A 25,393-nucleotide genomic window follows, 5' to 3' on the forward strand; every position below is an offset into this window, starting at 1 on the left:
ACCTAGGCTTCTTGTCCCTTCTCCTGAGATAGGGTAATTTCAGCGCTGGCTTCGAAAACAAGCCAACAGGTATGTGGTCCCCCAAATCTTACGCACAATACCAGCCTATCCCCAGTCTCCACATACGAGATTTTCTCGTTGAGGCTGGCCCGGAAATCCTGCTATTTGTTATACCCTCCGTTGCCATTGCGCTGTTTTATGTGTCCCTGTTTATACCCTGGAATCAAAACCGACAATTAAGGCGTTGGCTATTACAGAATCGCCGCGCCGTGCGTCAGCTGTTGATTCTCAACTTTACTTTAAAACGATTGCGTCCGAAACTGCCCGGCTGTTCCAGTTGTACTGCCGGTCGGTTCGAGCTTTGGGATCACGATCGCAATTTGCTCGTGTTCCGCTGTATGAATTGCAGGAGGAATATTACGGTGAGTGTATTTCAATTTCAGGAAGTGCGGCAAATCCTCAATAACTTACCCGGCCTGTTCATTGTCCTGCGGCAACTATCATACAAGCCTTTTGATGCGCTGGGACGCCACTTACAGGCGCTTTGTGTAGAAACTGAAGTATTTGCCAGAAGGTATTTGAGGAGGTGAATGGAGTTAGATAGTGAGGAGCCAGCTGGTGGGCTGGTATTCTGGATTACGCTTGCAGCGTGATCCAGAAAAATCCCGCGACTGCAAATAGCTTACCCAGCCTGCTATTCGCAGGCTACGGGCATTTTTTCGTCCCTCCCTTGCGAAAATAAATTTTCGACGGACGGTCCAAAAAAATACCCCGCGACTTTCGTCGCGGGGTAAACTGCTTGATGTGGGATATACTGGATTCGAACCAGTGACCTCTGCCCTGTCAAGGCAGCGCTCTAAACCAACTGAGCTAATATCCCGAAAGGGGTCGCAAGATCGTAAAATTTCCTGATTTCCACCTATGGAATTGCGATTATTCCCAGATGGAATTCATGGCGTAAACCATTCCTTCAGACAGGTGGAGTTCTCCATCCCGAGCCCAGATTTCCATTTGGGAATACGGACTGGATGGAAAATAAATATCAGTGAAGTTCAGGGCGCCCCGATTGCCAAAAATTTCAACGGAAGCTACATCGAACAGCAATCTTAAATCCAGGGTTGCTCTAGAGGTATTCAAAGGGGCGTCGTGAGGTCGTTTGAAAAAGTCTTCGGAAAAGCCTTTCGGCCCGGATTGCGTTCGATCAACCCGCATCAGGCCATTGATCCGATCAATGGCGATCTCCACCTGTTCCCCTTGTGCATTGCTCAAAGTAATCCCGAATACGGAGGCCGTGGTTTCCTGAAGATCTACCACCAGGTCCAGGTCGGCCATTGACGGATCAAAATTACCGTTTACGATTTTTGATTGCGTAATCACGGAGTCCAAAGGAGTAGCCTCACCCCGCAAGCCAGCCAGGGAAGGGACTGGTTTGGCGATAAGGTGATAGGCGCCTGCTTCCCCCTGTAATTCCAGTACACGTGGCACGGTCATGGCCGATCGCCAGGTTGCGGTGGGTACCTGCTGAGCGTATTGCCAGTTAGACATCCATCCAATCCCCAGGCGCCTGCCCCAAGTGGCCGGGGCATTATCCCAGGTCACAAAAGCGTAATTATCGGCACCGTAATCCAACCACTGTTGCTGCCCGGGATCGGCCAGGAAGTTAGTGCCATCAAAATCCCCAACGAAATAAGAAGTTCCGGTCCCTCCATTTGGACCTTCCTGCTGAATGCTGACGATCAGCACCCACTTGTAATCACGACTATCGGAAACCCGCATGGGGAATAAGTCCGGGCACTCCCATAGTCGGGTATCTCCTTCGATTCCAAATTCCGAGAGGTATTGCCAATTTTTCAAATCAGGCGAACCGTAAAATTTGACCCGATCATATACGGCAAGGGTCATAATCCATTGCTCGGTTTGCGGATTCCATATGATTTTTGGATCGCGAAAATCACGGATTCCCGTATCATTAGGGAGAACCGGGTTGCCGTCATACTTGGTCCAGGTATAGCCCTTATCCACACTATAAGCCAGACTTTGAACTTGAAAATCGTCCGTCCCCGCCTGCTCCCCTACCGGATCGTGATGGGTAAAGGCCGCTACGATGGGAGGGGTAGAATCCTGTGAAAAACCAGAACTATTTCGATGATCCACAACTGCACTACCCGAGAAAATATAACCCAAAGAATCCGGTGCCAGTGCAACCGGTAAGTGCTTCCAGCGGACCAGGTCCTCAGAAACTGCATGCCCCCAGTGCATGGGCCCCCAAACCGTGCTGTCCGGATAATACTGATAGAAGAGATGATACTCTCCATTGAGGTGAAACATGCCATTGGGATCGTTCATCCAATTCGCTTCTGGCGTGAAGTGAAATTGAGGACGGTGCGGCTCAGAAAAGCGACTTTCAACTTCGGCCGAGGCTACCTGACTCTCAGATTCCCCTTTGCAGGATAATAGCAGTACAAGAACGAAGGCCGTTGCGGCAAGGTTACAGATTCGCATAAGCTGTGGACTATTACCCGGGAAGATAAGGAATTACGGCTTAGGAAGGGAAACGCTTACCTCCTCGGCGAACGCTTCACCGGTATCTGAAACCCCTTCAATAAATACCCGGAAATTGGTCAATCCGGGATCGGGAAAGCGAATTACTACTTCCTCTTCAGCGGGAAGAATTATGTCTGGCTCCCAGAAGACCTGGCCGAAACTTAGAAATCGCGGACTCTGAGTATTAAAGTTCAGGGGGATGGCAAATCGATCGGGCTTTACATATCCCGCTGGCACCTCAAAATTGGAATAACGTTCCCGGTTTGCGATGAAGAAATTATCACGGTGTAATTGAACGGATACGGCATAGTCTGTGTAAAACACGGTTTGCACTTTACTCAATGGGATATTCAGGTCCAGCCCCTCTCTCACCATCCCATTTACAACAATAGGGACAGGCGTTCGCCTGGGTGGTCCTCCACCACTGGCACTCTCTGGGTTTAGCCTTCGCGAGAGCACGACCAATCTGCCTTGCCCACCATACGTAATCACAAACCCTTGTCGACGCAAAAAAGAGGCGAGGGACGTACTGCGCCGGAGTTCTTCCGCATTGATTCGCTTTCCATTCATATTTACATTCATTAAAGGGATGTCGCTGCTTTCTGCCTCTGCAGTAACTTCTACTTCCTCCAGGGCTATGGCGCTCAAATCCTCCTGGATCATTCGGCGGTCGGAACCCCCCTTGCGGAACTCGTCCCGATAGGGCCATTCGGGCAATTCGGGCTCCTGTAGGGCAGGAGCTATGGTCGCCTCCCATATTTTAGGAAACTCCCAATCCAATATTACATCTCCCTTGTTCAGGCGGCCATTTCTTCCCATCAGGCTAATGCGAAGGGTATCCTGATAGAAATGGGCCGAACGAAATTCAAAAGTTTTATCGGAGTTCAGGTCCAGCACAGTCATGTCCTTGCCAAAATCGGAAACAGCCACAACCTGATTCTCCACACTCAAATCGGCATCCCCAACACGACCAGAAATAACCGGAAACACTTCTTCGCTAACCAAGTTCCCGGACGTCCCGGTAACAGCTACAGGTTCTGAGGGAACTTCCTCCTCTAACAAAAGAGCAAGATCCCGGATGAATCGTTCCCCTCGCATCGATTCCGAACGCCGGGTGGTCATTACGCCATTCGGACGATAGGCCTGGGACTCCCCGGGAAGGACAGACAGGCTCATTCGCGAGCGTACCAAAGGAAGGTTCTTCTCAGAATCATTGTGATCCCAGGACATTCTAAGTTCCAGGGAATCCCCTACCTGCGAACGGGTCAGCGTTGCATTAATCCCGCGATCTGTGGCCGGATACTCATTGTAGACCAGGCGTTTGGCCAATTCCTCTCCTTCCAGGGTGTATAATCTTAAAGTCAGGATTCCCTCAGGCACTTTTCTGCGTTCTATTCTGAGGGTTTGATCGGCCTCCAAATCCAAACTTTGCAAATCGGATTCATCTGCACCATCTAAAGCCCAAATGATCGTATTATGCGCCGCCCGGAATTCAGGATTCGCCTGGATATTGACAAAAATGAATTCCTCATTTATGGCATTTACTCTTAGCCCAATTCCCTGAGACGTCGCCCTGGGAACAGGCACCTGTAGGGTTTCACCACGCGCGGTGGTTAGTTGAAGCGTGTACTGTTTTCCCAATTCAAAGGCAAACTGCAATATCCCGTGTCCTTTGTGATTTACAGTAATATTCCGCAGGAGTATTTCACCGGAATCCCCGAGGAGTTCTGCTTTAAAACCTTCGTATTCCCAGGGGAAAAAATTCAGGACGCGAAAACCGACATTAGCAGGTATCCCTGCGGGTAATTCGCCTCCTTCAGGAACCACTTCCAGGGCTAAAGGCTCCTCGCGGGTATCCGGCCTGAGCGGTAAGGGTTCATCTTTTAATATTCCTATCGCTTGTTCAAAGGCAGCCTTCAGCACAGGGGTGGATTCAGCCACCGATGCATTTCCGGAATTGAGCAGCTGCGTTGGGGAAATCAGGGCAGCCCGAACAAAATAGAGCGAATCCTTTAAGGTTGTATCAATGGGAATCTGGCCAAATCCCTTCCCTTGTCTCAGACCAATAATTCGCCTTGATTTCTCCTCACCTTCCTGATTATATAACGCTATGAGCACCGGGATTTCAGAATTCTCCTGATCGGACAGGCTTGGGGAGTAAGCGCTAAACCACAATTCCTCTCCGCGAAAGAAGAAGGTTTTGTTAAGATGGAGATTGAGCAATTCCGAAGATGGATTGGCCAATGCCCTGGCCTGGCCCTGTAGGGAAAAGTGACCCGACAAACCAAGACAAAAGAACACAGGCAGTAATGCGCGGAACAGGTTAGTAATCATAGTGTTGGTTTGTCAAATATGAGCAATAATCACGCCAAATAATGATAAAAAACTCTTAAATTAGAAGGGATTACCGATCCAATTCATGTCAGCTACCAACAAGGCCTCTTCTGGCTATTCCGGCACCCCACTCCACCGCAAATTGGGGATCAAAGAAGGTATGAAACTGCTGGTTATTGAAGGCCCGATACCCTATCGGGATTTTTTTAATGAATGGCCCAAAGTCAATGACCTGGTAGAGCTGGCTACCCTCCAATCTATTGAATCCCGGGAACTCGATGCCGGAACCTTCGATTTCATCCACTTGTTTGCCTCCACATTTGAATCTTTAGAGCGCGGATTGGCCGTGGCCCATTCCATGATGACTCAAAAAGGCATGGTTTGGGTGAGCTGGCCTAAAAAGGCTTCCGGACTAAACTCAGAAATCGGAAAATTTGATGTGATGCAGACAGGGCTGTCCATGGGTTTGGTGGATGTGAAAGTGGCATCGATAGACGAAACCTGGAGTGGGCATAAGTTTGTGATCCCGGTAAAAGACCGGACGTAGCCGGGAAGCGCAATACGGCCGAAGCTCATGCCTTTTTCTTATCTTGTAAGGACACTTCCCCCTGTGATTTCCGGCAAACAATAACAAATGCCCTTCGAATACGGGGCCTAACCGACCATAAAATGAAAAAACTTCGAAAAGAAGACATCGATCAGGGCGTCTTTGACCTTTACGATGCCTACGCGCACAACCAGATAGACCGTCGCGAATTTATGAACAAACTCTCCAGCTACGCCGTTGGCGGGATTACGGTAATGTCCCTGATGAGTTTTATCATGCCGGATTATGTGAGTAAACTGCAAATCACCCAGGACGATCCGCGCCTGGAAACGAAGTATATCACCTATAATTCTCCGGAAGGTGGTGGAAAAATCAAAGGCCTGTTGGCCATGCCTGCCAATGCGGAAGGTCCGCTTCCGGGAATTGTGGTGGTTCATGAAAATCGTGGCTTAAACCCGCACATCGAAGATGTATGCAGGCGCGCTGCCCTGGCCGGTTTTATAGCCCTGGCCCCGGATGCGCTCACGCCACTGGGCGGATATCCCGGGAACGATGACGATGGACGCACCCTGCAACGCCAACGGGATCGATATAAGATGCTCGAAGACTTTATCTCCGCTTTCAACTACCTGAAATCCGATGAGAAGTGCACGGGCAAGGTTGGTGTGGTTGGATTCTGTTTTGGTGGCTGGATCTCAAATATGATGGCCGTACGCCTTCCCGACTTAAGCGCAGCAGTTCCCTTTTATGGCGGGCAACCGCCGGCGGAACTGGTTCCGGAGATACAAGCTCCCCTTTTGCTGCAATATGCCGATTTGGACAAGCGGGTCAATGAAGGTTGGCCAGCTTATGAGGCAGCACTTTTGGCGGCAGAGAAAAAGTACACGGTCCACTTTTATCCCGACGCCAACCACGGCTTTCACAACGATACTACCCCCCGCTACGACGAAGAAGCTGCAAAACTAGCCTGGGAGCGAACCATTACCTTTTTTAAGCAACACCTAAGTTCCTGATATCTCTGAAATAGTCTAAACCTCTTTAATCATGCGCCTGCTTTTTCAAACCCATCGGGTATTCACATGCATCCTGACATTTACTATTGCTTCCTCCTATGTTGGGCGTGCACAAAGTGCGGAGTATACCGGCCCGATTATCGACATGCACGTGCATGCCTACCAGCAACCCAATCCTATGTTTGGGATGTCTTTTACCCATCCGCTAACCGGTGCGGTATACAATACCGTCAGTAATTTGGAAGAACACAAGACCTGGACATTCGCAAAATTTAAAGAGCACCGGATTGTAAAGGCTGTGGTTAATTACAACCCGGAGTGGTACGAGGAAGATCCGTATCGGGTGCTACTGGGTATGGGAAATGGTGACCCTGAAGAACTGAAAGAACTACACGCTGCAGACAAAATGCATGTCATGGCCGAAATGGCCCAATATTATGGGGGAGCCCAGGCCGATGATCCTGCCCTTGATCCGCTTTTTGATTTGGCGGAAACCCTCGATATCCCGGTGGGGTATCACATTTATCCGGGAGGACCTCCAGGGGGAATGTACGCAGGCTATCCCGGGGTTCGCGCTGCGAATGCCGACCCGATGCAAATTGAACAGGTCCTGGTAAACCATCCTAAACTGAAAGTATACATCATGCACGCCGGCTGGCCCTATTTGGATGACATGAAGGCCCTGTTGTACGCGCATCCCCAACTCTATGTCGATGTCGGCGTAATTTGCTGGGGGCAACCCAGGGCGGAATTCCACAACTTTCTCAAGGGTTTGATCGATGCGGGTTTCGGGAAACGCATCATGTATGGAACCGATCAAATGGCGTTTCTGGGGACTTTTGATCAGGGCATCGAAAGCATCCAATCCGCTCCCTTTCTGAGCCTGGAACAAAAAGCGGATATCTTCTACAACAATGCAGCCCTGTTTCTGAATTTGACAGAAGAGGAAAAAGCCCTGCATCAGGAAATGGCCCGTGAATAGAAACGAATGAAAACCCGCATTCCTCTTGCCTTTTATCTATTATCCCTTATTTTGGGCGGCACAACCCCAGGTCAATCCCAGGAAAACAAAACCACTATGTCCCAAGCTTCATCTGCCGCCGGCAGCATTACCTCCAGCGTATTCGGCACTATGGAGGACGGACGTCAGGTTACCCGCTACACCCTGGTCAATACACAGGGAATGGCAGTGGATATACTGGATTACGGTGGAATTATCACCCGATGGACGGCACCGGATCGGGAAGGAAACTACCAGGATGTCGTACTAGGCTTTGAAACCCTGGAGCCGTATCTTGAGCGTCACCCCTACTTTGGGGCCCTAGTAGGGCGTTACGCCAATCGCATTGCCCTCGGGAAATTTACCCTGGACGATAAGGAATATACGCTTGCAACCAACAATGGGCCGAATCACCTGCACGGAGGAGATTACGGCTTTGACCGTAAACTTTGGAAGGCGGAAGTAAAGGCCAATCCGGACAGCTTGCAACTACAACTGGAATACCTAAGCCCGGATGGGGAAGAAGGATTTCCCGGAAACCTGCGAACCCGAGTTTTATACAGTTTGAGCAACGATAACACCCTATCTGTGGAATATCAGGCTACCACGGATCGCCCTACCGTGCTAAACCTTACCCAACACACCTATTTCAACCTTTCAGGTAACTTCAACACCTCCATTACGGACCATAATTTACAACTACAGGCCGAATCACTGTTGGAGGTCGATGCTGACCTCATCCCCACCGGGAATATACTCCCTGTCGAAGGAACGCCTTTTGATTTTCGGGAAGTCCGTGAAATCGGTGCGGACATAGACGCGGACCACCCGCAAATTAAGTTGGCTGGAGGATACGATCATTGCTGGATATTTACCGATGGGATCAATCGCGACAAGCCAGCCGCCCAGGCGTACCACCCCTTAAGTGGTCGGCTACTCGAAGTATTTACAGACCAACCTGCCATTCAGGTATACACCGCAAATTTCCTGCAGGGTAAGCTTCGGGCCAAAGGCGGCGGCACCTATCCCTACCGCGCTGGACTGTGCCTGGAAACCCAGCACTATCCCGACGCCCCGAACCGGCCTGAATTTCCCTCCACCCGCCTGGATCCGGGCCTTGTTTTCACCAGCAAAACCAGTTTTCGATTTAGCGTAAAGTAAGCGGGAATTCCCCTGTTTACGGGAGAAGCCAAAAAGACCCTGAATCCCGCGGGTTGCATCCCTTATGAGAAAAAGGTACATTTAACTGCCTAACCACCTGATAAACAAATTCATGAGAAACCTGGTGTTTCTTGGACTTGGGCTTTTCTTTGTTTTCTCGCAAGGCAATGCCCAACAGGCACGACTCGACAGTTTGCGCACCCTTTGGGCAGATGATAACCTGGCCGACAGCGTTCGCTTCGAAGCCGGGATCAATGCTTCCCTGATGCTTATGAGGAGTAGCATGGAAGAGGCTCGAAACCTGGGGCAAGAAGTCCTTGGTTTTGCGGCTAATAGCGAAAATCCCTCCTGGGAAGCCACCGCCCTGAAACTTATCGGAAACACCTATGCAATCCAGGGGAACTTCCCGGATGCCATTGGGTATTACCACCGCAGCCACGATCTCAGCACAGCGCTCAAGGATAGTGCATCCATGGCCATTACCTTCAGTAATATCGGCACAGTATATTACGAATTGGGCAACTATCCCCAATCTGTAGACTATCTCCTGGAAGCGCTTAAATTCTCCGAAATCTTAAAGGACTCCGCTAATCTTTCCCGGGTAACCAACAACCTGGGGAACCTGTATACCAAAATTGGGCGATCCGACTCGGCCAATGCCATGCGCTATTACCGCTATAGCCTGGAGCTCAAGAAAAAGCTGAACATGCGTCGGTCGTTGAGCTATGCGTACAACAATATCGGCCTGGTCTATGCCGAAATGGGTATGCTGGAAAGTGCTATTACTTACCTGGATAGCAGTGCAATGGTGGCCCGGGAAACAGGAGACGACTCCGGCTTTTCCCGTGCGCTTTCGAATATGGGGGATGCCTATCGTAAAAACGGACAAACGCTTAAAGCAATTACCTATTTAGACCGGAGCATTGCCAGCAAAAAAGGACAGGATATCCCCGATGGTCTGGAACACTCCTACCTCTATCGCGGTCAGGCAAATCTGGAGCTGAAACGCTATAAGGCTGCCATTGCTGACTGCCGTGAAAGCCTCCGTTTATCCCGGGAAAATGGAGCCGTGGCCATACAGGAAGGTTCCTGTGCCTGCCTGAGTCAGGCCAACGAAGCCCTGGGGAATTCCAGAGAAGCCCTGACGTATTATAAGCAAGGTGCACTACTTCGGGATTCCATCATGAATGAACAAACAAACAGGGAAATTGCTCGCCAGGAAATAAGCTATCAATTCGAAAAGGAACAACTTGCTGATTCGCTGGCCAATGTCCGGGAGCAGGCTGCCCAGCAATTGCAATTCGAACAGGACCTGAATCGCCAGCAGAACAAATTCAATATTGTCGTGTTCGGTGGGCTGGGGCTGCTTTTGTTAGGAGGACTTTTCTGGCGCAACCGACAGAAGTCCAAAAAGTTGCAACAGCAGGAAGCCATGGTGGCACGCCTGCAACAAGTCGACGCGCTGAAAGACCAGTTCCTGGCCAATACATCCCACGAGCTCCGCACCCCATTAAATGGTATCATTGGCCTGTCGGAGTCCCTGAAAGACGGCGCTGCGGGCAAACTCCCAAAATCGGTAAAGGAAAATCTCGATATGATCAGCAACAGCGGTAAAAGGCTGGCGCACCTGATCAATGATATCCTGGACTTCTCAAAGCTCAAAAACCAGGATCTCAACCTGACCATTCGGGATGTGGATCCCGCGGCTGTGAGTGAGGTCGTGATTAAGCTGATCGAACCCCTTACCCTGGACAAATCGCTGGTTATCAAAAATAATATTCCCGCCGATTGCCCCCTGGTCCGTGCCGACGAAGATCGGCTTCAGCAAATCCTGGTTAACCTGCTGGGTAATGCGGTAAAATTCACGGAAAGCGGCACCGTTACCCTGAGTACGAAGACAGCGGGATCGGCGCTATGGATTCAGGTAAAAGATACCGGGATCGGCATTGCACCGGAACGCCTGGAGACTATTTTTGAAGCCTTCCAACAGGGCGATGGCTCGATTAGCCGGAAATTCGGTGGCACTGGCCTGGGGCTTTCCGTTACCAAGAACCTGGTGGAATTACACGGTGGACAAATTCGGGTCAAATCCGAGCAAGGCAAGGGATCAACGTTTGAATTCAGCATTCCCATAAGCGAAATGCAACGGGAACAACAACAACCTCTTGCCGTTTCAGAACCGGTAAGCCGCGTAATCGCCGAAGAGCAATCCGAAACTACCTCGGAGGCAGTACCAGAAGCAGCGCCACAGGCTAAAAAAATATTGATTGTAGACGACGAGGCTGTGAACCGTAAGGTATTGGAAAACTATCTGAAACTTTCCAAATACAAGGTGCTGCAGGCAGTTAATGGCCCTGAAGCCCTTGGGATATTACAGCGTCATCCCGATGTGAGCCTGGTCTTACTCGATGTTATGATGCCGGGGATGTCGGGCTTCCAGGTATGCGAAGCTATCCGTAAAAAACGCCCGCCAGGGGATTTACCCATTGTACTGCTCACTGCGAGAAACCGGGTTTCCGATTTGGTCGAGGGATTCAATGCAGGGGCCAACGATTACCTGACCAAACCCTTCTCCAGGAATGAGTTGTTGAGCCGAATGCGAACGCACATCAACCTCAACACCTTCCACCTGGCTGCCAGCAAATTTGTACCCACGGAGTTTATTAAATCCGTTGGACGGGAGGAAATAACAGAAGTGGAACTCGGAGACCACGCCGAACGGGAGGTGAGCGTATTATTCAGTGATATCCGGGAATATACCCGAATATCCGAAGGGATGACCCCCCGCCAAAATTTCAAGTTTGTGAATTCCTATGTGGGAAAAATGGGACCAATCATTCATGCGCACAACGGATTTGTAAACCAGTACCTCGGCGATGGGATTATGGCCTTATTCCCCAATAACGGGGAAGACATCCTGGATGCGGCTATTGCGATGCAGCGAGAGGTCGACGCCTACAATGTCCGCAGGTCCAGCGACGGGTACGAACCCATCCGAGTGGGTATTGGCCTGCATACTGGACCCCTGGTCATGGGAATAATCGGGGATGTCCACCGCAACGACACCGCCATTATTGCCGATACGGTCAATACCGCTTCCCGGATGGAAGGTGTGAGCAAATACTTTGATGCACGAATCATCCTCAGCGAAGATACCCTGGCCCAACTTCCGGAGAAATCGGCTTACGGCATCCGTCCGCTGGGTCGTGTTCAGGTTAAAGGCAAGGACCATCCACTTCAAATATTCGAATGCTTTGATGGTGACACCGAAGACCAGCGCAAGTTAAAATTAGCTTCCCGGGAGGATTTTGATCAGGCCATGAACCTGTTTACCACCAAGCAATTTTCACAGGCTTCTGCCAAATTCGATCAAATTCTACAGGCAAATCCCAAGGATGGGGTTGCGCAGTACTTCATTACCAAATGCGCCGAATACACCCTGAACAAAATTTCCTCAGACGGCGACGTGGGCATTGTTTTTACCCAAAAATGACCGCCTAGAACGCTCGCTATATTCCTGGTATCTTGCCAGAAGGAAATGTTGTTGCTCATACAGATACTCCGCCTGCTGCAAACCTGAATTTAACGCCTCCCGGGCATTAAGCATTTCATGAAAACGCAATTCCTCTTTGTAAAACTGAGTGGCTTCCAGCGTGAGCTTCGGGCTATCCAGGTACAGATTTTCTCCTGCACATCGAGGCTGCCTTCTGTAGAGTAACCAGTGTCCGGAATCCACAGCAGCTTGCTGATGTCTGGCCCCATTTCTCGGTGCTACCCCATGAGCCGGACTATGGCAGTAGGCCAGGACTATGGAAGGACCTTCGTGGGCGGCTGCCTCTTCCAATGCCTTGATCGCTTGCTCCGGATCTGCGCTCAGGGCTACCGAGGCAACATATACTCCCGGATAGCGCATGGCATGCCAGCCCAGGTCCATTTTATTGGCTTTCTTCCCAGCCGAGGCCATCCCCGCGGTCGCCCCTTTAGGCGTAGCCCGGGATTGCTGGCCTCCGGTATTGGAATACAATTCATTATCCAGTACCAGGATGTTGATGTTCTTTCCGGTACTCAGGGCATGATCCAGACCTCCGAAACCAATATCATAGGCCCATCCATCACCGCCAACGATCCACACATCCTTGGGCATCAAATCTGTGGCACAGGATTCGAGTTCCCAGGCCTCCGGACTATCGATACGCTTCAAATGAAGCGTAAGTTTTTCGAATTGCTCCAACTGCACGTCCGGAGTTCCGCATTCACGGCCAGATTCCAGAAGATCGCGAACCAGTGCAGCTGGAAGTGAGGGACGGAGTTTTTGAAGTAAGCGCTTGGCCCGATTCATTTTCAGGTCCAGACTGGAGCGGAATCCCAGGCCAAATTCGGCATTGTCTTCGAAGAGAGAATTGGACCAGGCGGGCCCATGGCCATTCTTATTCGCAATCCATGGCAGGGCGGGTACATGTCCCCCGAAAATGGATCCGCTACCCGTAGCATTGGCAATGAGCAGCCGTTCCCCGAATTGCTGGCTGAGCAGTTTGTAGTACTGTCCCTGCGCACATCCCTTTACCCCCCTGGGATATCGAAACAAGGGTTCGGCAAACTGTAGCCTGCCGACACTATTAAATTCCCGAACCGTTCTATTCCCAACTTTTACTGCCGAAACTTGTTCGGATTGCAGGTTGGGAAGTGCTTCAAATTCCTTCCATTGTTTACGGTGGGATTGCCTATCAAACTCCGCTGTTTCTTCCAGAGCTTTCTCTGGGCATTCCTCCACACAAAGGCCACAACTCGTACATTGATCCGGGTTTATGGCGATACGAAAACCAAAGAGGTCGCTTTGCTGTTCGAGGGCTTTGGCGCGCAGGGCACCGCTCGGACAAACCAAACTACAAAGCCCGCAGGCCGTACAGGAATCCGCATCCCATGAAGGAATCCAGGCAACGGTGTTTAATGGGTTTTCCTGAACCGTATTGGTTTGAAATGCACCATCCAGACCAGCTGTTAATTCGGGAATATGCATGGGATATGCATCCCCTATGGCCCGAGCATTGTTTTGAACTGGCCCCTGAGCAAGGTCGAGCAGGCGGACGGGTTCGGTTATACTTCCCAGCCAGGTGTCAATCTCCTGCACACTTCCCGAAATACCTGAAGACAGGTGCCGGGTGAATTTCGCAAAAAATGCCGCTACATCAAGAGGTAGTTGGTATATCGTACAGTTATGGGAAGCCGCTACGGATACCGGGATTCCGCGGGTCCATAAATCGGGACTAGCCTGATCACTGTTGCCTGCAACCACAACAATGGATTCCGCTGTGAGCTTCAAATAATGGGCTTCCGCCATAAAAGTTGCAAGGCTATCTGTAACCCATAGCGTTATATTTTCAAGCGCATAAGGAGCCTGAACAGGGGAGGACGCGAGGCGCATATCCGAAGATAGACGCGCCTCGGCCTTGTCATAGGAAGGGTAATCAAAACGTTGTACAAACATTCCTTCCTCCTGAAATATTCCCCGGCACCAATTGCCCAGAAGGCTACAGGACTCCTCTGTTTTATCCAAATCCAGGTGAATATGAAAACTCCCGGGATCAGTAGTCATTTTTGTAGGTAGCGCTTTGCCAACTGCTCCGAACCGATCATCGATAAACGCTCCGAGCGCTCCAGGGCTCAAATCCTTTCCCCCTATACCGTAGCGGAAGGGCACTACCTCAGGGCAACTATGAGCCGGCGTTTGCTGGTGCAAGGCTGCCAGAATATCGAGATGAAGTGGATCTCCCGTAGCCCCGGTTTCCGCAGTGCGATCCATAACCAAAATCCGTTTGGTTGAACCGGGCAGGGCATTTAAAAATTGGGTTACTCCAAAAGGACGGTAAAGCCGGACTTTGATCAAACCTAACTTATGTCCGCGGGCATTCTTGCGCCTTATAACTTCGGATGCCGTTTCACAGGAGGAACCCATGGTAACTAATACGGTATCGGCCTCAGGATGCCCGAGGTATTCAAAGGGTTTATAGTACCGCCCCGTGAGCGCACCAAATCGGTCCATTACCTCCTGCACAATCCCCGGGCAGGATTCGTGAAAAGGGATTTGAGCTTCCCGTGTGGCCGCATAGCGATCCGGGTATTGTGAGGTGCCCCGCACCGAAGGATTCAATGGATCCAGGGCTCGTTCCCTATGGGCTCTTGCCGCTTCACTTGGGTGAAGCTCCTTCAAAATGTTATCAGGTATTGGGTTTACAGCGTTCCACTCATGGGAGGTTCGAAATCCGTCAAAGAAGTGTATGAAGGGCAGGCGGCTCTCCAGGGTAGCCAGGTGGGCGATCGCGGCAAAATCCTGGGCCTCCTGAACGGTAGCTGCGCCAAGCATGGCAAAACCACTTTGCCGAACCGCCATAATATCGCTGTGATCGGGAAATATGGAAAGTGCGTGTGTGGCAATAGCCCGGGTAGCCACATGGATAACCCCCGGGGTTAGTTCCCCGGCTATCTTATAAAGGTTAGGCAGCATCAAAAGCAGGCCCTGCGAGGCGGTAAATGTGGTAGCAAAGGTTCCGGTTTGCAAGGCTCCGTGAAGGGTCCCTGCAGCTCCGGCTTCGCTTTGAAGCTGAAGGGTTTGGGGGACATCCCCGAAAATATTTTTTTGTCCGCTAGCGCTCAAGGCTTCCACCAACTCAGACATCTGCGAGGTTGGAGTAATGGGATACAGCGGGAAAAACTCACTGAGTTTATAGGCGATGTTCGCCACGGCCTGGTAGCCTGTTTGTAATATGTAATTGGAGGTTGTCATTCCGGATAAATAAAATCCGCCCCAGTGTGAATACCGGGGCGGATAAATCGTGCAGCTTACTTGGCGAAATTGATACTAACCGGTGTAGGGTTAGTAACGATATCGTAAACTGGTGAGAATTTGGCCAGCTCCAGCAATTGCTCTTCAGTAGCATCGGACTTAACCTTGAAGGTAACGTTGATCCCTTCAAATCCTTTACGTACGTTAGGATCCAATCCAAGGAATCCATGCAGGTCGCAATTACCTTCCAGCTTGGTCTCCATGCACTCAATGTCGATCCCGTGGGCAGCGGCATGGTACATTAGGGCTCCTGTCAGGCAGGATCCCAAACCGTGAAGTACAATTTCTGCGGGTGTTGGCGCTTTGTCCTTCCCGAGCAATACTTCGGGGTGGTCGGCCTCCATGGTGAAGGTTTCCTGGCGGGTTTCGTCTTCCTGACATACGCCATAGAATCCTTTGGCACTGGTGCGGCAGTGGCCACCTTCGATCCAGTCGGTTTTGGCACGGAACTCAAACTTTGCCAGCTCGGGGTTACCCTGAACTGCTTCGATAGTTCCTACTAATTGATCTACGTTTACTCCGTTTCTGATGTTGTCTGTTGAAATCATTGTTTTTTGGTTTTATTGTGATTAAACTTTAACGACAGCCATATTAAGACAGCTACCGTGCCAAAAAACTCAAACAATTGATTAACAGTTACTTAAACTAAAACAGGAGGATTATTAATATTACGATATATCGTAATTATACGTAATTAAGTGAGTATATTACGATTTTTCGTAACTCGAAAAGGCTTTTGTTATCCCCAAAGATTTCATTTTGGAAAACAAGGTGGTCGCAGGGATCCCGAGCAGGGCAGCTGCCCCGGTACTACCCGCTACCCTACCCCCTGTAAGCTCCAGTGCCCGAAGAATATTTTGCTTCTCCAGTTTTCGAAGCTCTTCTTGAGTCATGACCTTTGTAGGCGCAGCTGTAGTTGTGGCATTCGAAGAGGTCTCTTGTGCAGGAATCAGCAGCGACTGCCAATCTATTCTTCCATTTTGTGCCAGAATCATGGCCCGCTCCAATAAGTTCTGGAGTTCCCGAACATTTCCCGGCCATTTGTAATTAAGTAACAATGCCTTGTCGCCATCAGAAAGCTTTAAGGGTTTGCGATTCATTTTTACCGAAAGGGCACCCATCATATCCTCAGCAATCCGAAGGATGTCTGCACCTCTATCCCGAAGCGGGGGTATCCGAATGGGAAATACGTTCAAACGGTAATACAAGTCCTCCCGAAAAGTTCCTTTTGTCACCGCCTTTTTCAGGTCCCTATGGGTAGCCGCAACGATTCGAACATCTACGGATATGGTCTCGGAACTTCCCAAAGGTTCGAACTCCCCTTCCTGAATAACCCGAAGCAGCTTGGGCTGCAAGTCCAGAGGGAGTTCCCCAATCTCATCCAGGAAAATCGTGCCGCCGTTGGCCAGTAAAAACCGACCCTTGCGATCGGCGACCGCACCAGTAAATGCCCCTTTCTGATGTCCAAAGAGCTCACTCTCGATCAGGTTTGCCGGTATGGCGCCGCAATTGACGCGGATCAAGGCCTTATCGGCCCGGGGACTCGCACGGTGAATCGCCCTGGAAACTAATTCCTTCCCCGTTCCGGTTTCCCCGAGTACCAGAACTGTAGCATCGGTTTGGCTAACCTGTTCCACCATCCGAACCACCTGCCTCATTTCAGGAGAATCAGAAACAATCCCGTGATCGTTGGTCAGCTCACGGATTTGCTCCTGAAGGTAATCCGTCTGTTTGGACAAGACACTGATGGCTTCGGCATTGGCAATCCGTTCCTGTATGCTGTGCAAAATAAGGGTGAATTGCAATCCCTTTTGCCCGGGATAGCCGCTTATGGTTCCTTCTACAGGGGTTTCCATATCTTCCGATCCATGAAGCACAACCGGATCTGGAAGCCGGCCCTGTAAACGCTCAGACCCTTCCTCCTGACATCTTTCCACAAATCCCCTGATAAAGTTGGCCGTTTCCTCGGTCAGGAAAAAATCCAGCCTTCTGCCAATGGCATCCTCGTTCTGCAGCATTTGACAAGCTGCCGGATTGGTCAGGGAAATTTGCATTCTCTCGTCAAACACGATGATCGCGTCCATGGCTCCTTCAATCAGACTACTGATCTGAGCATGGGCAACTTCTATGGCTGCCTTACTGCTAGCCAGACCTTCCTGAACCTCATCGAGTTCTCGGTGTCTGCGGATCATTACCGCCAGGATTCCCCGCGAAAAACCAGGATCCTCCTGCATCAGCTCCAAAAAGCGCTGCGCTGGTAACTCCAATAACACACTATGCTCCAGTGCCGTAACCGAGGCCGACCTCGGCTCCTTATCGATTAGCGAGTACTCCCCAAAACTGGCCCCTGCTTTCAGAATGCCATATTGGTGCTCGCCATCGTGAACCTTTACCCGTCCGGTGTAAATCACAAAAAGGGAAGAGCCCGGATCTCCTTTTTCCAGAATCTGGTCGCCGCGGTCAAAAGTAAACTGTTGGAAATGATCGGATAAATTATTCAGGGAATCGCGGGAGACCTCCTGAAAAAAAGGTACTCCGGAAAGGAAATCCACAAGTTCTGGTTTTGTAATCATCGCAGCGCGCGTCCCAAACTAATCTAAAGATACACAAAACTCAATCCCACGGCCAGCCTTGCAAATTCAAAGTAGTATCTTAAGCAGAACAAAATGAAACGGGCACACCTCAAACGAAATATACGACAGATCGCCTTTTTCGCGACGGTATGGCTTTTTGCAGCCTTGTTATATGCACTGGTGGAATTTGGCCTGCTGGGTCGACTGGACTACTACCCTTCTACTTCCAACCCTTATGATTTTGCCAACGCCCTTATCTACACCGTTTCGGGAAGTTTTGTGATGGGGTTGCTACAGGGAAGCTTTGAAGTGCTTTGGTTAAAGAGGCTCTTCCAGCGCAGACCCTTGTGGTTTAAGGTAATTTTTAAGAGTCTTCTTTACCTTTTTATGATTTGCCTGTTTATCATAATCCTGGCTGTTCTTACCAATACGCAACGCCTGAAGGTGGGTCTGGCCGATCCTATCATAGCGGATAACCTCGCTGCCTTTTTATCCCGATTCGCCTTTTGGAGTGTGGTCATCTATGTCGGGGCCATACTTCTGGTTGCCATGCTCTTATCTGAAGTGAGCCAGTATTTAGGACCCGGCATGCTAACCAATTTCTTTATCGGGAAATACCACAAGCCGTTTCGGGAGCAGCGGATATTTATGTTCCTGGATATGAACGATTCCACGACCCTGGCGGAGTCGCTTGGGCATGAAAAGTACTTTGCATTACTGCGCGCCTATTACGCCGAGATGTCGGATCCGATACTCAGCAATTACGGCGAGATATACCACTATGTTGGAGACGAAGTTGTCGTGAGCTGGAATCTCGAAGAAGGACTGGCCAATGGGCGATGCCTGCAATGCTTCCGGGAAATTTCGAAGCGGCTGGAGTCTCGCGAATCCTTTTTCCTGGACCGCTATGGCGCAGCACCAGGATGCAAGGCAGCCTTCCACCTCGGGGAGGTCACTACGGGCGAAATCGGAGAACTCAAAAAAGCTTTGATCCATACCGGGGATGTGCTCAACACCACGGCGCGAATTCTTGGTCGCTGTCATGAATTTGAAGCCAGGGCACTTGTTTCAGGAGAATTAAAAAGGGCCCTTCCCGAAAGTAACTGGAATTTTGAGCAGGTCGGAACAGTCAATCTCAAGGGCAAAACCGAGGATACCGAATTGTACAAAGTACTGTGGGATGATTAGTTCCGGATGTCGTTTATGGCCTCGTCAAAAGTTCTCTTATCCGCATTCTCCAGCAGCAGGATTACTCCGGCTGTAGCCAGTGCAGTACCCACCCCCAGCTTTACCAGGGAAATTTTTTTACGACGCAGCAGGGAAATCTGATCCCCTGGGATCACCACCTGATTGCCATTGATCTGAAAGACATAGGATTCGGAACCCTGCCGGAGGAATTTACCCTCCAGTACTTTCGTGTTTTTCAGAGTTATTTCATAAAGACGATTATCCTGCAGTTCCTGGGTATCCGCAGTTTTATAGGTCATGCACCCCTGTAACAGAAGGAAACAGTAACATCCCAGTAAGAGAGTGGAAAATCGAAGCGATGGGGTCAATGGTTTGGGTTTCATTAAGGATAAAGGTAGCTTAAAATTCTTCGCGTTTAATCGCGAAAAGCAGGTACTCCTTGTCCTTAGTCGGATACTGGTCATATTCCTCCTGTGGTATCTGCACCGCCCCAATTTTTTTCAGGGCACCGGCAGATCGGAAATTCTCGACGGCAACGAAAAATAATACCTGCTCAACATACCTGAAGGCATGCTCCAACATCATTTCCTTAATCATTGCATTCCATTTACCTCCCCAATATGCCCTGCCGAGAAAGGTATAGCCAATTTCGACCATGGTTGGGAACCCTTCGAATACGGCATACCGGCTGGAGCCTATGACCTCCCCGCTATCTGCCCGGCTAATCAGAAGCGCCCCGCCACTGGCCAGGGAATCCGAAAAAAAATTGTCGAAAACGTCTCGTTGGTATCGCTTAACAGGATGTTGGTCCCACAATCCGGGATCAGATGCTACCCGGTAAAGGGCTTCCCGATCAGCTGCCTTCAGTGGCCTGATGCGGATTCGTTCATTCTCGAGCTGGGGTTGTAGCAACATACTTAAAAGTACTTCGGTGAAGTTAGGAAAATCATCCCATTAGCCGTGGTTCCAGCCACAACCATCCCATACTCAACAGAAACAAGATAAAGCCCCATATCGGGGAAATGGCAGCGACTTCCATAGCAGCTTTCGGGTTCCCGGACTGCTGGCTAAAGTGATCGCGGTTGGTCCCCAGGCGGGTTGCAGCTTCAAGCGCCTGCCAATCCTCGTCACCAAAAGTGTAGAAGTCAAAATTAGCAGGATTTCCCGGAGTGGCGTCTTCACCGGATTCCACCGCAGATAAGCGATTCCACCCCGGTGCTAGCGGATAATCCGTTCCCTCCCAGAGATAGGGCAGGTGAAAATCCTGTATCAACGGAATAACATTTCCGCTATCGTCGCGTACCCTAGTAGCATCGGAAGTAGTCCGCAGTTGAAAGCGAAACGGCGCATCGATGCGGGGTAATTCCGTTTGCGCTTCCCATTGCAGACCTTGTTCGGCAGGGGGAAGGGCAGCGTTCAGTAAAGCTGTCCAGAGCGCGTTGTAGCTCGCCTGATTCCCTTGAAGCGGGAGTTGATACGTGTCCTTGAGTACGCTCCCGAGTATCCTTCCCAAACCGGAAGGACGATAAACCCCAAGTAACTCGCCTTCCCGGGTGGTGATCCGTTCTTCCGGAAACTGCAACGCCGGTCTATAGGGGTATTTCTGTACCACGACATCCTGGGCGGTAAGGGTGAAGCTCTCCTGGTTATCACGGATAAACGGCAAGCGTCCAAACGAACTATTCCGGGAAAAATAACCTGCATCGGGCTGTACCAATAGGGCCAGGCCACGATTTCGGATGGCTTCCTGAAGCGCAGCCAGGGAATTCGCAGATAAATTCAACAGGGATCCGGTATCGCAAATGACAAGTTGAAATCCTTCCAGGCTCTCGGCATTCAAACGGTATACCGGACGCGCTTCCCGATTGATGTATTCAAATTTGTAGGCGCCACGCGTTAGTTGAGAACGAATCAGGACACTTGCTCCGCTTGCAGTAAGGAATTCCTTTAGTCTCCGGGTTTCAAAGGTGGGAAAGGTGTTGAGGATTAAAATATTCCTGGGGGAAGGTCCGGAAATCCTAAAGGGAATAGGATTCGTCCGCAGCCGTGCCCCGCTGCTGTCCCGCTCCTCCAAATAATAGAGCAGGTTTCCGGCAACCTGCGGTTGCGCTTCCAATTTGAAGGGGATTTCCCCAGCCGTTATTCCTGTCTCGGGTTCTTCGTTCAACAGTAAGGAGTCTACGGGATTTCCTCCCGGATCGAGCAAGAACAAGGAGGTACCCTTATCAGGCTTAGCATAACTACCGCGGACCTCAATAGGGTAACCCAAAACTCCGGATTCCGATTGCTGCAGCCGAACAACGCCACTGGGGGTTGGCGCCTCCAGGAAAACTACTTCAGCACCCGCTGTTTGCCAAAGATCATAAGAAGCCAGCCCGTGACCCAGCAGAAAAACGGACTTCCCGGCCAGTTCCCCGGAGCGATCCATACCCGGTTTATATTCGATGATTTTGGCTCTTCGGTTTACGCGCTTTAAACTATCGAGTTGGGCGTCTGAAGTTCCCGGAGTAGCCAATATAATGGTCTCTTTTTTAGCTGCTTTCCAATAAGCCGGCTCCAGTGCTATTTGTGCCAGACCAAGGAGAGCCAGCACTCCCAGGCACAACCTTCTGGCAAAACCGGAAGCGCTTCGGGTAGGCCATTCCTTGAAGGTAAATACAACAGCCAGCAACAGGATACCGACTATGACAGGCCAAAATATGGCGCTGTTCAAAAAGCTCACTCCCTCATTCATTTATCTGTAACTGATTCAGGAATAAAACATTCAGGGTATCCCGAAATTGGGGGTTCCCCTCGGGGATATCCGCCGCCTTAGGCAGGATTTGCAGGAGCTCCCTGCGAACGGCCCGTAAACCTTCCTGGGTATTGTCTGCCCCCGTCTCCAGGGTTTTAAGCTTTCTTAGCGTTTGCAGGTAGGAGCCGGGGTTGTCGATCGCAAGTTGCGCCAACTCCTGTCCGGCCCTGGCAAAAAGTTCCCGATCTTCTATCCGGGGAGGTTCTTGCGCGCTGATCAAACTGTTCAACCGGCCGATCGCAGCCCGAATAGAAGGATAACTACTTTCATACGGGTTGGTTTCATTGCTGCTGGCATTGCCAATTCCTTTTAGGTCTCCGGTTAACCTTTTGTCTTCTTTTATCGGTGCCGGGTCATACCCGATGCGATGTACATAGATGCGTGCACTGTTCTTTATTTCCTGTAGGAGTTCCAGGGCTTGATATTGATATGGCAGGGAAGCTTCAGGCTTGTAGAGACGCAATTGCAGCTCCGCGTCCCACATGATATCCAGGGCTCTGCGGAGCTTTGCCCTGAGGGATTCCTCGAAAAAGGTAGCTTCCTCCGGATCGGAGTGATCGTGTACAAATTCCTTAATGGGATTGTCGTCCTTTTTTTGTTGTGGGGTAGCCACCAGGTTGTGTTCATTATCCCCGTCGTGGTCATGGGTAAAGGGGGCAAGCGGATCGGATTCCTCACCGTGGTCGTGTCCCTCGTGGTCGTGCCCTTCATGATCGTGGTCTTCCCCGGTTCCTGCTTCGCCTTCAGCTCCTGAAGCCGGCCCTTCTACGACCATGCCTTCCTCGGTCTCCTCCCCCATGAATTGACCATATCGGATCCTCAGGGATTTCTGGTCAAATCCAAGTTCGTTGCTCCGGAATTTAAAATCGTATTCGGAAAGTTTGGGCTTGGAAGCGATTAATTTTTCGGTGTCGATAATAAGCTGCCGCTGACTGCGGAAATAATCCGGCATGAGGTCTACCCCAAGTCCGGCTTCCACTCCGAATACATCCCGTACGCTATCCTTCAGGACAGCAAAATAGGTTGGGCTTCTACCCACATTGGGTTGCGGGGATTTAAGATCTTCCGCGACGACATAGAAATAGAGCTCATCGCCCATAGCCATTCCGAGCTCCTGCAGGTCTAATTCACGGTTTAGGTTGGCCTCCTGAACACCTGCCCGAACCGGCTTTGAAAATTCAAGGCGCTCTTCCCGAAATTTTACGGATTCTCCGGACCCCTTGCTCACTGTGGCGATTATATAAGTGGCCCCCAGGCCCCAATCGTCCGTAATTCGGGTTGAAAATTGAATACTCCCCTTTTGTCCGGGTTCAAAATAGGTATACTGGTCAATCCCAGAGACTTCGATTTCCGGTACCTGATCCTCCAGGGCTTCAAAGGCATAAAGATCCGAAACCTGGGAACGGCCCAGGGAGTCGGTAAACCGAAAGCTATAGAATCCAGAATTCTGCACCACTCGCTCCAGCAGATAAGAGCCGGCTACTTCTTGAAGCGGTATTTCCTGATCGCCCCATTCAAAAATCACCTGGTCCACAGATCCTTCAAAGAAAAGCTTCCAGGTAATACGCGACCCTTGCAGGGCTTTGATGTTTGGATTGTCCAGGCGCTGGTTGCCCTTTCGGGTATAGCTGGGGTAATCCAGCACTATTTCCTGACGGCTCAATACGGGCATCGGAACCTCTCCTGAAGTACTGTCTACGGGTTGAAATACAATCGTTTCTGACGCAGGGTTCGCATTGGGCTGATTCGCCAATCCCAAGCCCCCCAGGTAGGATATGCCCCAACCTGCCAGGACCAGGAATATGGCTACGAGTAACGCCAGTCCCAATTGATTGGGTGGAAGTTTGCCCCGGAGTTCTTCCTCCAGCACCCCGGCGATCCGATTCCGCTGTAATCGGGCCAGCCCGGGCAGTTCACCTTCAGATTGCAAAAGCAGACCGCTGCTAAAACCAGCTTTTGGATAAGAAGCATCGATACAAGCCACGGCCTTCGCGGCAGATACGTGCCAGGGTCGGCGGATCAATAGCAACAACCCTCCAACAAGCAGGCCGGCCAGCAAGCCGTAAAGGATGTTTCCGCTGGCGAGCCAGAAGCCGGCACCTACACCCAGCGCAACAATGGCAGTTTCAGCCGTCAGCAACCATTGCCAGCGACGCTGAAAACTAATTACCGGAATTGCTGCTGTTGCCTTCATTGCTTTCGAATCCTTGCGATTAAACGTTCGCCAATGAGTGCCGCACACAACAGCCCTAAAATCCAGGGGCGTATGTGACCGGTGACACCCATTGATGCCTTTGCTGTGCTTTCGATTTGCTCGTGACTTTCGGGACCTCCCAGTACCGTTGAAGCTACCTGCCGTCTATCATACTTGCGCGCTAATGCTGCCGGGAGTGAATCGGAGACCAATAAGGCTACCAATTGTTCGGTAAGCCGCTCTTCTACCGTATTCTGGGGGTTAAGGCGACGTGTAAGCCGCAAATTTCCCGCCTGATCTAAACGGATTAAGTCCTTACTCAGGGGGTCCCTTTCAAAGTAAAGTACGGGACCCGAGTCTAGCTGTAATTCCCGTTGTAAGAAAGAAGCGCCCGCCTTTAATGAGGCCAGGAGAAACCTTCGTTCGTTTTCGAGACTATCCGGTAAATCCAATTGAACTGCAAGAGCTTCCTCCCGGACCAGAGCAAGCTGGTCTCCGTAATCCTCATTGCCCATTTCCTCCCTTACCCAGGAAGTGGTCTTTCCTGAACTTTGAATCGAAACGCGGCGTTGCGTGTTTTGCCCCTGCAGGGCTACCAGCGGAATGGTCTTTTCTCCTTCCTCCGGGAGTACTTTCCACCGGATTCTTCCCGGAATGGCCGGTCTGCGTCCCTTTAAACCACTGACATATCCGCGCGTGTATACCACAACACTGTCGGCCTTCAATTCAGTGAGCTCGGGAATCAATTGCCAATACCCGGGTGCCTTCACCTGATCTTTATCTTCTGTAAAAACTACTACGTCGTCATCAGAAACATCCAAAACAGGCAATTCCGATTGTAGTAATCGAACCTCAGCATCTTCGGGCAGACTATCCAGGAGCCCCTGGGGATATCCATCGATCAGCAAGGCAGGATCCAGCACATATACAGTAGCCACAGTTTCCCCCTTCTTCTCGAAAAATGGGTTGGCCATCAAGAGGGCGAGCAATGCAATTACCAAACACCGCAAAAAGAGCAATAACCATTCGCTGGGCCTGAGCGCCCGCGACTTAACCGTAGAAGAGGCCTCCAGCAAGGAAACACTTCCCACCTTAAGGGTACGCGCCTCCCTACGACTCCACAGATGGATGCTGATTGGAACCAAAACCCCCAGAAGGGTCCATAATAGGGTAGGATTCGCAAAACTCATTTTAATCTCATCAC

17 protein-coding genes and 1 tRNA gene are annotated in these 25,393 nt (G+C 50.6%); 7 read left to right on the forward strand and 11 right to left on the reverse strand.

The annotated features are described in order from the left end of the window. Positions 1–71: 71 nt before the first annotated feature. The gene (locus BM318_RS13880) at positions 72–590 is read left to right on the forward strand and encodes a hypothetical protein (RefSeq protein WP_092983288.1); all 519 of its coding nucleotides are present in this window, start codon (positions 72–74) and stop codon (positions 588–590) included. Positions 591–805: 215 nt separating this feature from the next. Here the strand turns inward: BM318_RS13880 and BM318_RS13885 are convergent. The 3 genes from BM318_RS13885 to BM318_RS13895 all read right to left on the reverse strand — a co-directional run bounded on the left by BM318_RS13885 (position 806) and on the right by BM318_RS13895 (position 4,878). Then, positions 806–880: transfer RNA gene (locus BM318_RS13885), tRNA-Val, on the reverse strand. A gap of 53 nt (positions 881–933) precedes the next feature. Continuing rightward, positions 934–2,502 (reverse strand): glycoside hydrolase family 32 protein, encoded by a 1,569-nt coding sequence (locus tag BM318_RS13890; RefSeq protein WP_092983290.1) that lies wholly within the window; start codon positions 2,500–2,502, stop codon positions 934–936. Between the two features lie 33 nt (positions 2,503–2,535). Then, positions 2,536–4,878 (reverse strand): hypothetical protein, encoded by a 2,343-nt coding sequence (locus tag BM318_RS13895; protein WP_092983292.1) that lies wholly within the window; start codon positions 4,876–4,878, stop codon positions 2,536–2,538. A gap of 85 nt (positions 4,879–4,963) precedes the next feature. Here BM318_RS13895 and BM318_RS13900 point away from each other — a divergent pair, with 85 nt between their 5' ends. From BM318_RS13900 to BM318_RS13920, 5 genes are all read left to right on the forward strand, one after another. Next, positions 4,964–5,425: a hypothetical protein gene (locus BM318_RS13900; RefSeq protein ID WP_092983294.1), complete on the forward strand. Its 462-nt coding sequence runs from the start codon at positions 4,964–4,966 to the stop codon at positions 5,423–5,425. Positions 5,426–5,547: 122 nt separating this feature from the next. Further along, on the forward strand, positions 5,548–6,438 hold the full coding sequence (locus BM318_RS13905) for a dienelactone hydrolase family protein (protein WP_092983296.1): 891 nt from the start codon (positions 5,548–5,550) through the stop codon (positions 6,436–6,438). A 31-nt stretch (positions 6,439–6,469) separates the two neighbouring features. Then, a complete protein-coding gene (locus tag BM318_RS13910; RefSeq protein ID WP_092983298.1) occupies positions 6,470–7,420 on the forward strand; it encodes an amidohydrolase family protein in 951 nt (316 codons plus the stop codon). 96 nt (positions 7,421–7,516) lie between these two features. Beyond that, positions 7,517–8,599: an aldose epimerase family protein gene (locus tag BM318_RS13915; RefSeq protein ID WP_245759841.1), complete on the forward strand. Its 1,083-nt coding sequence runs from the start codon at positions 7,517–7,519 to the stop codon at positions 8,597–8,599. 112 nt (positions 8,600–8,711) lie between these two features. Further along, positions 8,712–12,092 carry an ATP-binding protein gene (locus BM318_RS13920; RefSeq protein ID WP_092983302.1) on the forward strand — a complete coding sequence of 1,127 codons (3,381 nt, stop codon included), beginning with the start codon at positions 8,712–8,714 and terminating at the stop codon, positions 12,090–12,092. Here BM318_RS13920 and BM318_RS13925 read toward each other — a convergent pair. From BM318_RS13925 to BM318_RS13935, 3 genes are all read right to left on the reverse strand, one after another. Further along, a complete protein-coding gene (locus BM318_RS13925; RefSeq protein ID WP_092983304.1) occupies positions 12,054–15,380 on the reverse strand; it encodes a 4Fe-4S binding protein in 3,327 nt (1,108 codons plus the stop codon). The genes BM318_RS13920 and BM318_RS13925 overlap by 39 nt on opposite strands. Before the next feature lie 56 nt (positions 15,381–15,436). Beyond that, complete coding sequence (locus tag BM318_RS13930; RefSeq protein ID WP_092983306.1) at positions 15,437–15,988, reverse strand: OsmC family protein; 552 nt, start codon at positions 15,986–15,988, stop codon at positions 15,437–15,439. Positions 15,989–16,147: 159 nt separating this feature from the next. Further along, complete coding sequence (locus BM318_RS13935; protein ID WP_092983308.1) at positions 16,148–18,013, reverse strand: sigma 54-interacting transcriptional regulator; 1,866 nt, start codon at positions 18,011–18,013, stop codon at positions 16,148–16,150. Between the two features lie 93 nt (positions 18,014–18,106). Between BM318_RS13935 and BM318_RS13940 the strand changes: the two genes are divergently transcribed. Then, entirely contained in the window at positions 18,107–19,201 is a 1,095-nt protein-coding gene (locus tag BM318_RS13940; protein ID WP_092983310.1) for an adenylate/guanylate cyclase domain-containing protein, read from the forward strand. Here BM318_RS13940 and BM318_RS13945 read toward each other — a convergent pair. From BM318_RS13945 to BM318_RS13965, 5 genes are all read right to left on the reverse strand, one after another. Beyond that, entirely contained in the window at positions 19,198–19,500 is a 303-nt protein-coding gene (locus BM318_RS13945; RefSeq protein WP_092983312.1) for a hypothetical protein, read from the reverse strand. The genes BM318_RS13940 and BM318_RS13945 overlap by 4 nt on opposite strands. A gap of 100 nt (positions 19,501–19,600) precedes the next feature. Beyond that, positions 19,601–20,116 carry a GNAT family N-acetyltransferase gene (locus BM318_RS13950; protein ID WP_092983314.1) on the reverse strand — a complete coding sequence of 172 codons (516 nt, stop codon included), beginning with the start codon at positions 20,114–20,116 and terminating at the stop codon, positions 19,601–19,603. Positions 20,117–20,147: 31 nt separating this feature from the next. Beyond that, positions 20,148–21,935 (reverse strand): hypothetical protein, encoded by a 1,788-nt coding sequence (locus BM318_RS13955; protein WP_092983316.1) that lies wholly within the window; start codon positions 21,933–21,935, stop codon positions 20,148–20,150. Continuing rightward, a complete protein-coding gene (locus tag BM318_RS13960; RefSeq protein WP_092983318.1) occupies positions 21,928–24,189 on the reverse strand; it encodes a hypothetical protein in 2,262 nt (753 codons plus the stop codon). Before BM318_RS13960 ends, BM318_RS13955 begins: the two co-directional genes overlap by 8 nt. After that, a complete protein-coding gene (locus BM318_RS13965; RefSeq protein WP_092983320.1) occupies positions 24,186–25,379 on the reverse strand; it encodes a BatA domain-containing protein in 1,194 nt (397 codons plus the stop codon). Before BM318_RS13965 ends, BM318_RS13960 begins: the two co-directional genes overlap by 4 nt. Positions 25,380–25,393 lie beyond the last annotated feature (14 nt).

The sequence above is a fragment of the Robiginitalea myxolifaciens genome, assembly GCF_900115205.1.
Classification (GTDB): Bacteria; Bacteroidota; Bacteroidia; order Flavobacteriales; family Flavobacteriaceae; genus Robiginitalea; species Robiginitalea myxolifaciens.